Genomic DNA, 11,429 nt, shown 5'->3' on the forward strand with positions numbered 1-11,429 from the left:
TCTTTCAAGGCCTGGTTGGCGCTTCCCTTGGGCTTCTCGTCGTGGTGTTCTCATCCCAGCCGGCGAAGACCGGCGCTGGGAGACGCCATGAGATACGCCCTCGCCCTCGCGCTTGGCCTCGCGCTTTCTGCGCAGGCTCCTTCCGCCCAGGCGGCGACGGAGCCGCTCAAGATCACGCCCACCTGCTCGCAGGAGCGGCTCTGCCACCTCAAGACCTTCTACACCATCGGCGACTTCAAGATCGGCGGCAGCTACGATCTCGCCGCCCCCGAGAAATGGGCCAATGGCGGGGAGGGAGGCACCACCCTCGAATCGCTGGGCGCGGGTCCGCTGAAGACCGCCTACATCGCGCTGGGCACCCCGATCCGCAATGCGGCTGGGGAGATCACCAATGCGGTGATCATCAATTCCTTCTATTCGGGCGACGCCACCGACATGTACGCCCAGTGGGTGGAGGGCACGGCGCTGTCGGGCGGATCGGTGATCGGGCCGGGCCGGGCCATCGACACCAACCAGTATTATGTGGTGATCCTCGACGCGCTGGGCCTGTGGGGCACTTCCAAGCCCTCCGAGGGGCTGGGGCAGAAGTTTCCCCAGTACAGCTACCAGGACATGGTGCAGGCCAACTACCGGATGCTGCGCGACCACCTGAAAGTCGTCCGCGCGGCGCTGGTCACCGGCGCTTCCATGGGGGCGACGCAGACCTATGTCTGGGGCGTCATGCATCCGGATTTCATGAACGGCCTGATGCCCATCGGCGGCACCAGCCAGTCGGACGGCGCCGACCCGGTGGGCAACTGGACCTTCCAGCTCATGTCCGCCGCCATCGAGAGCGATCCGCAATGGCGGGCCACCGGCGGCAATTACTACAACCTGCCCAAGGACAAGCACCCCAACCAGGGTGTCGCCTTCGGCTGGTCGGTGCTGCTGCTCACCGGCTTCGACTTCCAGTTCCGCTCCCAGCAGGACTGGGCCAAGGTGCAGCCGGACGTGTTCTACTGGAACCCGCCCACGCCCCAGGCCGGAGCCAGTGTGAACAAGCGCGCCCTGCTGTTCGATGCGGTGGACCTGTTGTGGCGCAACCGCGCCGGCGAGACCTACAACATCAATGACCAGCTGAAGCGCATCAAAGCCCGCACGCTGGTGATGCATATCGATAACGACCAGTGGCTCACCTTCGACCGGGCCAAGCGCACCGTGGACCTCGTGCCCGGCGCGGACTTCGTCCATGAGAAGAGCCCGGTGGCGCACTACGGCGTGTTCTCCATCCTGAAGAACCGGGAGTTCGACCCCGCGGTCGCCGGCTTCCTCTCCGACGTGTCGCGCCTGACCCGCGACCGCAACCTGGTGGCGAAGACCTACCGGACCCCCTCGGTGGCCGCCAACATCACGCCGGACAAGTCGTTCTGGAACACATTCGTCACCTATCCTTTCCCGGTGAAGAAGACCACGGCGAAGGACAGTCGCGGGATCGCGTGGGACATCGGCTATATGGATGAATATGCCGGCACGGCGCCCAATCCGGACGTGCTGGTGATCATCCACGGCAAGGGCGCGTTCGGCGGCCACTATGGCAACATCATGCGGATCGCGCTGGAGCGCGGTCTTCGGGTGATCGCGGTGGACCTGCCGCACTACGGCATGTCCGGCCCCGGCAACCTCGACAAGAGCCCCGCCCGCACCATGCAGGAGATGCGGGAGGTGGTGCACGAGGTGGTGGTGAACCAGCTCAAGGTGCAAAAAGCCGCCTATCTCGGCCATTCCATGGGCGGGCAGATCGTGCTCGGCTATGCCCTCACCTGGCCCGACGCGGTGTCGAAGCTGATCCTGGAAGCCCCCGCCGGGCTTGAGGAATATCCCCGCGAGGTGACGGTGGCACCGGGCAAGAAGCTGGACCTGTTCGATCCCGCCTATGCCCACGACTTCGACGCCTGGAAGAAGACCTGGGACCAGACCGGCCTCAGGGACCGCGAGAAGAACCTCACCGCCCAGCAGATCGACGATTTCTTCCACTTCCGCAGCCGCGACCCGGTAACCGGGGCGGTGACGCCGCAGCGCTCGGGCTATTTCGTGCGCGACAGCGAATATGCCCGCCTGCACACCGCCCAGCGCATTGGCATGATCAAGGGCGATCCGCGCGAATTGCAGCAATGGGTGGATGTCTTCATCTTCGACATCTACGCCATGGTGGCGGAACTGCAGGAGAAGGACCCAGCGAGCCTGTATAAGAGGCTCACCGACATCAAGATCCCCATCTTTCTTGCCTTCGGCGACAAGGAGCCGTTCATTCCCGGCTATGCCTTCAACGGGCTGAACGACCTGTCGCGCCAGCTCATCCTGCCGTTCATGCGGCGCATGGATGCGGCGGGCGGCGACGTGCGGGTGAAGGTCTATCCCGGCACCGCCCACTTCATCCATACCGACGAGCCGGTGGCGTTCGCCGAGGATGTGGTGGACTTCGTCGAGACCGGGCGGGTGCCCACGGCCTCGCCGGCCAGCGTCGACCGGCTGATCCATGGCGCGCCCTCGGAGGCGTCGCCGCAGGCTGCCGCCGCCGCCGCGCCCACCGGCCTCAACAAGTAGGACCCGCCATGCCAGAGCTGAAAGCAGGCGAGGCGAGCCTCGGGGTTCAGGCCGGCGAAGTAAACCTCAAGGTTCAAGCGGGCGAGGTGAACCTCAGGGTTCAGGCGGGCGAGGTATCCCTCGCCTGGCGCCAATGGGGGGAGGGCGACACCATCGTCCTCTTCATCCACGGCAACCTTGCCAGCAAGGACTGGATCGAACTGGCCGCGTCCCACTTCCCGCGGGGCGTGCGCACCATCGCCATCGACTGGAGGGGCTGCGGGGACAGCGACAAGCCGGCCCCGCTGCCCGATTTCTCCAATTATTCCATCGCCCAGCATGCTGACGACATGCTGGCGGCGCTGGACGCGCTCGACATCGGCTTCTGCCATCTTGCCACCCACTCCACGGGCGGCATCATCTCCACCCGCATGCTGCTGAAGCAGCCGGAGCGCTTCGGCCGGGTGTTCTCGCTGTCGCCGGTGGGGCCGCAGGGCCTCGCCTTCACACAGGAGAACATCGCCCTGTTCGCCCGGATGAAGGCGAGCCGGGATTTCACCCGCTATATCATGGCGCTCACCGCCCCCAGCCTGTTCGAGCCGGACAGCCTCGCCGCCGGAACGCCCCGCTTCCGTTCGGACATTGGGGACCGTGCCGGCCTGTTCGACCACATCGTGGAGCAGGTGTGCGCCGTCTCCGACGGCATCTGGTTCGGCACCCCGGACACGCTGACCAAGGAAGCCGCGAGCGGCGAACTCAAGGCGCAGATGGGATCCATCCCCCATCCCCACCTCGTGGTGTGGGGCATGAATGACGGCGTGATCCCCGAGGCCGACCTGAAGGAGATGGCCGCCCTCATGCCCCACTGCCGTTTCATCGCGGTGCCGGGCATCGGCCATTGCCTGAACCTCGAGGCGCCGGAGATCTACGCCGGCTATTTCGGCGCCTGGTTCGGCGGGCTTTCGGGCTGAGGGACGATCGGGACTGCGCCCCTCGCTGCTGCGTGTCCCGTCAGGTGAATTCAGCCGCCCGCCGGGCGAAGGCGGCGGCGAGGGCGCCGGTTTCCGCCGCGCCTTCCGCTGCCGCGTTGCCGGCCTTCGCCCGCGCCGCGATGCCCTCGAAGATCACCGCCCAGCGGAACAGGGCAAACGCCATGTGGAAGTTTGTGAGCGTGAGGCCATGGGTCGCCGCCGCCTCATACTGCGTCACGAAATCCGCGCGGGAGGGAATGCCGAGGGCGTCGAGATCCAGCCCGGCGATGCCACCGTACTCCTCCGGTCGCGACACCCACGCCATGGCGCAATGGGCAAGGTCCGCCAGCGGATGGCCGAGGGTGGACAATTCCCAGTCCAGCACCGCCACCACCTCCGGGCGGGTGGGGTGGAACATGAGATTGCCCATGCGGTAGTCGCCATGGGCGATGCGCGTGGTGTCGTCCGCCGGAACATGGGCCGGCAGCCAGGCCACCAGGCGGTCGATGTTGGTGTCCTCGCGGGTTTTGGACAACTCCCACTGGCGGGTCCAGCGGGTGATCTGGCGGCCGAAATAATTGCCCGGCCGGCCGAAATCGGCGAGGCCGGCGGCGGCGAAGTCCACGTTGTGGAGCGCGGCAAGCGTCTGCGCCATGGCGGCATACATGGCGCCGCGCTCGGCGGGCGAGACGCCGGGCAGGGTGCAGTCGTGGAACACGCGCCCCTCCACCTTGTCCATCACATAGAACAAGGTGCCGATGATGGACTTGTCCTCACACAGCAGCAGCGCGGGGGGCACCGGCACCGGCGTGTCTGCCAGCGCGCGCATGATGCGGAATTCACGATCCACCGCATGGGCGGAGGGAAGCAGCTCGCCGGGCGGCTGCTTGCGCAGCACCAGCGCGCGGTTGGCATAGGTGACGAAGAAGGTGGGGTTGGACTGGCCCCCGGATATGGGCTGGAACTGCGGCGCACCTTCGAGCCCGCCGATGTGCGCCTTCAGATGGGCGTCGAGGGCGCCAACGTCGAAGCCGTATGCGCTGAACTGGGACCCGCTCATGCGCCTTCTCCCACCGGCCAGTTCCAGAAGGCACCTTCTTCCTTCTCCAGGAAACGGTTCAGCACCATCTCGTGCACCGCGTCCGCGCCGTCCACCAGACGGGCCTGGCGGGCGTAGCGATAGATCCACTCCAGCACCGTATCCTTGGAATAGCCGCGCGCGCCATTGATCTGGATGGCGCTGTCGGCGGCGAGGTGCAGGGTGTTGGCGGCCTTGATCTTGGCCATGGACACCTCCTTGCGGGCGAGCCCGCCGCGATCCAGCTCCCACGCCGCCTTCATGGTGAGGAGCCGGGAAATCTCGATGTCCATGGCGATGCGGCCCAGCAGGGTCTGCACGCTTTCACGGTCGGCGAGGCGCACGCCGAAGCCGTAGCGCACGTCCGCATAAGCCCGCGCGATCTCCACGCAACGCATGGCAAGGCCCAGCCAGCGCATGCAATGGGTGAGGCGCGCCGGCCCGAGGCGGATCTGGGTCACCCGCAGGCCCTTGCCTTCGCCCAGAAGCACATCCTCGGGGGGGATTTCGAGGCCGTCGAACTCCAGCTCGCAATGTCCGCCATGTTCCTCCGGCCCCATGATGGGGATGCGGCGCACGATGCGCCAGCCCGGCGCGTCGCGATGGAAGGCGAAGGCGGTGAGGCCGGTGCGCGGATCGTCCGAGGTGCGGGCGATGAGGATGAGGTGGGCGGCCTCCTCGGCGCCGGTGATGAACCATTTGCGGCCGTAGATGCGATAGCTGCCGTTCGGCTGCTTCTCGGCGCGGGTCAGCATCATGCCCGGGTCGGAGCCGCCGCCGGGATGGGGCTCGGTCATCACGAAGGCGGAGCGCACGGCGCCGGACGCGATGGGCGCGAGCCATTTCGCCTTCTGCTCGGGCGTGCCCACCTGTTCCAGCACCATCATGTTGCCGTCGTCGGGGGCGGCGGAATTGAACACCACGGGGCCGAAGATGGAGCGGTTCATCTCGGTGTAGCAGACCGCCATGCCCACCCTGCCGACGCCGAGGCCGCCGCTCTCCGGCTTCAGCTGGAGGTTCCAGAGACCCTCGGCCCTCGCCTTCTCCCGCAGCCGCGCCAGGGGGGCGGGCGCGATGTTCTCATGGGTGTCATAGGCGGCAGGGTCGGCTTCCAGCGGAATGATCTCGCGGTCCACGAACGCGCCGATGCGGCGCCGAAGGTCCTCAAGGGCGGGGGAGATGGTGAAGTCCATGGTGACCTCGATAGCTGGGAAGCGATAAAAAAGAGCGAGCGCTCGCTTTTTATAATCGCGCTGATGAAAGCGCAAGGCGTCTCGTGACGGACGGCCGCAAAGGTGGGGCTGGCCGGTGCAGAGGTGTTCGCGGGCGGATCGTGCACCAGCGGCGTTCGCCGGCCCGTCGCATCCCATGGGGCACGCGGTCCCATGGGGGCAGGGCTTTGCGGCGTCGGCTGATCGCCGTGTTTCGACCCCGCCGGTGCGAGCCGGCGGGGGAAGCAGTCATTCGGCGGCGGACTTCGCCGCAGATTTCGCCGCCGCCTTGGCCGCCGCCGCGCCGGCCTTGTGGGCAACAGCGCCGCTCCCGTCCGGCACCGCCGGCACCACGGGGGCGGCGGCAAGGCGCAGGCTCAGTTCGCGCGCTCCCAGCAGGGTGAGCGACAGGGTGAAGGGCACGATGTAGTAGAATAAGCGGAAAATCAGCAGCGCGGCCAAAAGCTCGCTCTTGTCGAACTGCGGCAGGGCGACCAGTAGCGCCGCGTCGAATACGCCGAGGCCGCCGGGGGCATGGCTGGCGAAGCCCAGCAGCGTGGCGGTGACGAAGATGACCGCCAGCGACACCGGGTCGATATAGGGCGTCGACGGCATCAGCATGTACATGGCGGCGGCGCACAGGGTGAGGTCGAGGATGCCGATGCCCACCTGCACCAGGGTGGTGCGCCCGCGCGGCAGGGTCACGAACCAGGACGAGCGTCCGATGGTGCGCGGCGCCAGCGACACCCAGGTGATGTAGCCCACCAGGACTGTCAGCGCGCCGAGGCCGATCAGCCGGTTGACGAAGGGCGGCAGCCGGTCCACCGCCGTGGCCGCCTCCGGATGGATGGTGATGCCGAGGCCCAGCACCGCAATGTTGCCGAGCCAGAAGGTGAGCCCCGCCACGAAGCAGATCTTGGCGACATCAATGGCCCCGAGCCCCCAGGCGGAATAGATGCGATAGCGCACCGAGCCGCCGGTGAAGACGGTGAAGCCCACGTTGTGGCCAATCGAATAGGAGCAGAAGCCCGCTAGCGCCGCGATGCGGTAGGGCACATGGTCCTTGCCGATGGTACGCAGGGCGAACCAGTCATAGAAGGTGAGGGTGAGATAGGCCCCCGCCACCAGCAGGAAGCCGATGACGACATTGCGCGGATCCTTCGCCGCGAGAGCCTCCATCACGTCGGAGAGCTTCAAATTGTGAAGCATGCGGTAGAGCACGGTGGCCGCAAACGCGATCACCACCAGGCTCAGGATGAAGCCCAGCCCGTGCAGACCCACCCGATCTCGCAGGAAAACCCAGATTTTCGAAGCTACCGCCCGAACACCCATTGCGTCACCGATATCCCCCGCCCGCAACGTCACCGGCCCGCCCACATCTGCACGCTTTCGCGCGAGTTTGAAGGGCCATTTTCACTCTTGTCGCATTGTGACGCCGCCGGCTCGCTCAGATTGCATTGCTCGTTGGCCGCACTCTATGGCCGGCGCAGCGATGGCCGCCGGTCCGTGGCGGCCTGCCGATTGGTCAATACTGCACCGCCCGTGACAACGCGGCGCCTGCCGGTGCATGCCCTTTAAAGCTTCACCGGGTAACCGATCTCCACCGTGCGGGCCCGCGGCAGGCCGAACCGGTCCACCGAGCGCTCCGCGTTCCGGGCGAGGAAGGCGAACACATGCGCCACCACGTCCTTGATCTTCGTCACCTCGTCGGGCGGGATGATCCGCTCGTGGCCGATCACATAGATGGCCGCGTCCGGATCGATGCCGCGGGCGCTGAGCGCCGGGCCGAGCACGGAGGGAACGTCGATCTGCTGCATGTAGCCGAACCGCAGATCCACCCGCACGAAGCCCTCGTTGAGGGTCGTCACCTTCACCCGGTCCTCCACCGAGACCCGGGGCCGCGCGGCGATCCAGACTGAAACGATCACCGCCTTCTCGAACCGGACCTTCAGCAAGTCGGCCATGCGCGAGAGGGCGACCGGAGTCATGGCACCCGCACGAGACAGAAAGATGGCGGTGCGGGGGGCTTCCACGTCGTTCACCCGGTCCTTGCGGGCGACGAAGCTGTCGAGGGGCTCGGTGAAGCGCACCTGCTGGGCCACCACGCCCTCCAGCCCGCGCCGCCAGCTCACCATCACGAAGATGATGGCGGCGGCGATGCTCAGGGGCAGCCAGCCGCCATCATGGATCTTGGTCATGTTGGCCGAGGCGAAGGCGAAGTCGATGGTGAGGAGGCCCGTGGCCATGGCCCACACTGCCGGCGCCGGCCAGCCCCAGGAGCGGTGCACCTGGGCGATGAACAGGATGGAGGTGGTGACCATGGCGAAGGCCACCGCGATACCGTAGGCCGAGGCCAACCGGTCGGAGGCCTCGAAGCCCAGCACCACCGCGATGCAGGCGATCATCAGCAGCCAGTTCAGCCGGCCCACATAGATGTGCTGCTCGTTGTGCTCGGAGGTGTAGCGGATGCGCATGGGCGGCAGGTAGCCCAGCTCGATGGCCTGCTTGGCCAGCGAGAACACGCCGGTGATGATGGACTGGGAGGCGATCACCGTGGCCGCCGTTGCGAGGAACAGCAGCGGGATGTCGAACACGTCCGGGCACAGGTCGTAGAACGGGTTGCGCACCGCGTTCGGGTCCACCAGCAGGATCGCGCCCTGGCCGAAATAATTGAGCAGCAGCGCCGGCATGGCCACGAACAGCCAGGCCCGCGCGATGACCGGGCGGCCGAAATGGCCAAGGTCCGCATAGAGCGCCTCGCCACCCGTCACCGCCAGGAAGCAGGCGCCGAGGATGACGCCGGCAAGCCCGGGATGGTTCACCATCAGCATGATGCCGTAGCGCGGGTCGAGCCCGGCGAGCACCTGGGGCGCCTGCAGGATGCCGTAGACGCCCAGCGCCCCCAGCGAGCCGAACCACATCAGCATGATGGGGCCGAAGAAGGAGGCGATGCGCTCGGTTCCCAGCCGCTGCGACAGGAAGACGGCGAGCAGCACCAGCACGGTGAGCGTCACCACCCAGTGCTCCAGCTCCGGCGATATGACCTGGAGACCCTCGATGGCCGAGAGCACCGACATGGCCGGGGTCAGCACGCCGTCACCGATGAGCATGGCGGCGCCCAGCAGGCCGGCGGCCAGCAGGTACCAGCGCATGCCGAGCGCGCTGCGGTGGAGGTCGAGCAGGGTGACGAGGGCCAGGATGCCGCCTTCGCCGTCGTTGTCCGCCCGCAGCACCAGCATCACGTATTTCACGGTGACGGAAAGAATGATGCTCCAGGTGATGAGCGAGAGCAGCCCCAGCACGTCGGCGCCGAGGAAATTGGTGCCGCCTACCGCCAGAACGCCCTGCTTGAGGGCATAGAGCGGGCTGGTGCCGATATCGCCGAACACCACGCCGAGGGCGCCGATCTCGGCGGCGAACGGCAGGGGGCGTGTGCGGTCGCGGGAAAAGCTGAGGGCCATCGAGGGCGGTCGCCGCTCAGTGCCGCGTGTCGGGCAGGGGGGAGGGGCGGTACCTGACGGCGGCGCGCTCGTCTGTGCTGCGATGCTCAAAGGTGCGGCACGGGCCCGGCATCTGGAACCCCAAGCTGCAAAGTTCTTCCACCCCGCACAGTGTCCTGTCGCGCAGTGTCACGCCTCGCGACTGTCGCACGAAACCGTTCAAGGCAAGCCCCCGCGCGTTTCCCGTCCGTGGCACATGGGCAGAGATCCGGACCGTGCCACGCCCGTCCCGGGCCGAGGCCAGGGACCGAAAAGACGCCGCTCCGGAACCGTCCGGCTCTGCCCGCATGGGGCGGGTGCACCCAACACCTAGCTCCGTTCGCGGGGGAAGACAATGCGCTGCCGCAAACCCTCCAATACCAACGGCTCCGGCCGATGACCGGGGCCGTGACGGCAGGCTCGTGCGCCGAACGGGCTTCAACCGGCGATCCGGCAACCGGGCTGCGGGCGCAGGTCCAGATCGCGAGAAACAGGTCCAGATCGCCCTCAAAAACGAAGAACGCCGGCCCGAGGGCCGGCGTTCCGCTGGATCAGGGGCGAGGCGCGGAGGCGCCGCCGGAGACTGTTCAGTAGCGGTAGTGCTCGCTCTTGAACGGGCCCTGCTGGGGCACGCCGATATAGGCCGACTGCTGGTCGGTGAGCTTGGTGAGCTTCACCCCGATCTTCTCGAGGTGGAGCGATGCCACCTTCTCGTCGAGGTGCTTGGGCAGGGTGTAGACTTCCTTGGCGTACTGGCCGGGCTTGGTGAACAGCTCGATCTGCGCCAGCGTCTGGTTGGTGAACGACGCGCTCATCACGAAGCTCGGGTGGCCGGTGGCGTTGCCGAGGTTCACCAGGCGGCCTTCCGACAGCAGGATGATGCGCTTGCCGTCGGCGAACTCCACCTCGTCCACCTGCGGCTTCACATTGTGCCACTTCAGGTTCTTGAGGCCGGCCACCTGGATCTCGCTGTCGAAGTGGCCGATGTTGCAGACGATGGCGCGGTCCTTCATGGCCCGCATGTGATCCACCGTGATCACGTCCAGGTTGCCGGTGGCGGTCACGAAGATGTCGGCGCGCTTGGCGGCGTCCTCCATGGTGGTGACCTCATAGCCTTCCATGGCGGCCTGGAGGGCGCAGATGGGATCGACCTCCGACACCATCACCCGGCAGCCGGCATTGCGCAGGGAGGCGGCGGAGCCCTTGCCCACGTCGCCGAAGCCCGCGACCATGGCCACCTTGCCGGCCATCATCACGTCGGTGCCGCGGCGGATGCCGTCCACCAGCGACTCACGGCAGCCGTAGAGGTTGTCGAACTTGGACTTGGTGACGCTGTCGTTGACGTTGATGGCGGGCCACAGCAGCGTGCCCTTCTTCTGCATCTCGTAGAGACGGTGCACGCCCGTGGTGGTCTCTTCGGTCACGCCGCGGATGGACTTGGCGAGCAGGGTGTACCAGCCGGGCTTGTGCTTCAGGCGGCGCTTGATGGCGGCGAAGAGGACTTCCTCCTCCTCGTTGGTGGCGCCGTCGAGGAAGGCGGTGTCGCCGTTCTCCGCGCGCAGGCCGAGGTGGACCAGCAGGGTGGCGTCGCCGCCGTCGTCCAGGATCATGTTCGGCGCGCCGCCGTCGGCCCACTCGAAGATGCGGTGGGTGTATTCCCAGTATTCCTCCAGCGTCTCGCCCTTCACGGCGAAGACGGGGACGCCGGCGGCGGCGATGGCGGCCGCGGCATGGTCCTGGGTGGAGTAGATGTTGCAGGAGGCCCAGCGCACGTCGGCGCCCAGCGCCTTCAGCGTCTCGATGAGCACGCCGGTCTGGATGGTCATGTGCAGGGAGCCGGCGATGCGGGCGCCCTTCAGCGGCTGGGACGGGCCGTATTCGGCGCGGGTGGCCATGAGGCCGGGCATTTCGATTTCGGCGATGTCCAGCTCCTTGCGACCCCAGTCCGCAAGGTTGATGTCCTTCACCACGTAATCGTTGCTCATGGATTGCTCCGCTGGAATGCGCCGCGCCGCACGGGCGCAGGTCGGGATGGAGGCCTGTAGCACGGCGCCTCCCTTGGGGCAATAAGGATATAAAGAAATGCTTATATGCCAGAGGCCGACCCCGGAAAAGCCGCGTGGCGGCT

The 11,429-nt window shown here is 66.9% G+C and carries 7 protein-coding genes; 2 read left to right on the top strand and 5 right to left on the bottom strand.

The annotated features are described in order from the left end of the window. The first annotated feature begins 87 nt into the window (after positions 1 to 87). Together V5F66_RS21115 and V5F66_RS21120 are read left to right on the top strand one after the other, a co-directional pair. Complete coding sequence (locus V5F66_RS21115; protein ID WP_394094668.1) at positions 88 to 2,583, top strand: alpha/beta hydrolase; 2,496 nt, start codon at positions 88 to 90, stop codon at positions 2,581 to 2,583. 8 nt (positions 2,584 to 2,591) lie between these two features. After that, complete coding sequence (locus V5F66_RS21120) at positions 2,592 to 3,533, top strand: alpha/beta fold hydrolase (RefSeq protein ID WP_394094669.1); 942 nt, start codon at positions 2,592 to 2,594, stop codon at positions 3,531 to 3,533. Positions 3,534 to 3,573: 40 nt separating this feature from the next. Here the strand turns inward: V5F66_RS21120 and V5F66_RS21125 are convergent, their stop codons facing one another. From V5F66_RS21125 to ahcY, 5 genes are all read right to left on the bottom strand, one after another. Further along, on the bottom strand, positions 3,574 to 4,593 hold the full coding sequence (locus tag V5F66_RS21125) for a phosphotransferase family protein (protein ID WP_394094670.1): 1,020 nt from the start codon (positions 4,591 to 4,593) through the stop codon (positions 3,574 to 3,576). Beyond that, positions 4,590 to 5,804: an acyl-CoA dehydrogenase family protein gene (locus tag V5F66_RS21130; protein WP_394094671.1), complete on the bottom strand. Its 1,215-nt coding sequence runs from the start codon at positions 5,802 to 5,804 to the stop codon at positions 4,590 to 4,592. The genes V5F66_RS21125 and V5F66_RS21130 overlap by 4 nt, the downstream gene beginning before the upstream one ends. Before the next feature lie 267 nt (positions 5,805 to 6,071). Continuing rightward, on the bottom strand, positions 6,072 to 7,154 hold the full coding sequence (locus V5F66_RS21135; protein WP_394009396.1) for a putative bifunctional lysylphosphatidylglycerol flippase/synthetase: 1,083 nt from the start codon (positions 7,152 to 7,154) through the stop codon (positions 6,072 to 6,074). Between the two features lie 242 nt (positions 7,155 to 7,396). Beyond that, positions 7,397 to 9,283 (bottom strand): potassium transporter Kup, encoded by a 1,887-nt coding sequence (locus V5F66_RS21140; protein ID WP_394052883.1) that lies wholly within the window; start codon positions 9,281 to 9,283, stop codon positions 7,397 to 7,399. Between the two features lie 605 nt (positions 9,284 to 9,888). After that, positions 9,889 to 11,286: an adenosylhomocysteinase gene (ahcY, locus tag V5F66_RS21145; RefSeq protein ID WP_011995864.1), complete on the bottom strand. Its 1,398-nt coding sequence runs from the start codon at positions 11,284 to 11,286 to the stop codon at positions 9,889 to 9,891. Positions 11,287 to 11,429 lie beyond the last annotated feature (143 nt).

Source organism: Xanthobacter versatilis, from assembly GCF_043193975.1.
Classification (GTDB): Bacteria; Pseudomonadota; Alphaproteobacteria; order Rhizobiales; family Xanthobacteraceae; genus Xanthobacter; species Xanthobacter autotrophicus_E.

Bases quoted from the DNA above. Each gene is read 5' to 3' on its own strand.
- V5F66_RS21120 (WP_394094669.1), top strand. From the start codon at position 2,592: ATGCCAGAGCTGAAAGCAGGCGAGGCGAGCCTCGGGGTTCAGGCCGGC.
- V5F66_RS21125 (WP_394094670.1), bottom strand. From the start codon at position 4,593: ATGAGCGGGTCCCAGTTCAGCGCATACGGCTTCGACGTTGGCGCCCTC.
- V5F66_RS21130 (WP_394094671.1), bottom strand. From the start codon at position 5,804: ATGGACTTCACCATCTCCCCCGCCCTTGAGGACCTTCGGCGCCGCATC.
- V5F66_RS21135 (WP_394009396.1), bottom strand. From the start codon at position 7,154: ATGGGTGTTCGGGCGGTAGCTTCGAAAATCTGGGTTTTCCTGCGAGAT.
- ahcY (WP_011995864.1), bottom strand. From the start codon at position 11,286: ATGAGCAACGATTACGTGGTGAAGGACATCAACCTTGCGGACTGGGGT.
- V5F66_RS21140 (WP_394052883.1), bottom strand. From the start codon at position 9,283: ATGGCCCTCAGCTTTTCCCGCGACCGCACACGCCCCCTGCCGTTCGCC.
- V5F66_RS21115 (WP_394094668.1), top strand. From the start codon at position 88: ATGAGATACGCCCTCGCCCTCGCGCTTGGCCTCGCGCTTTCTGCGCAG.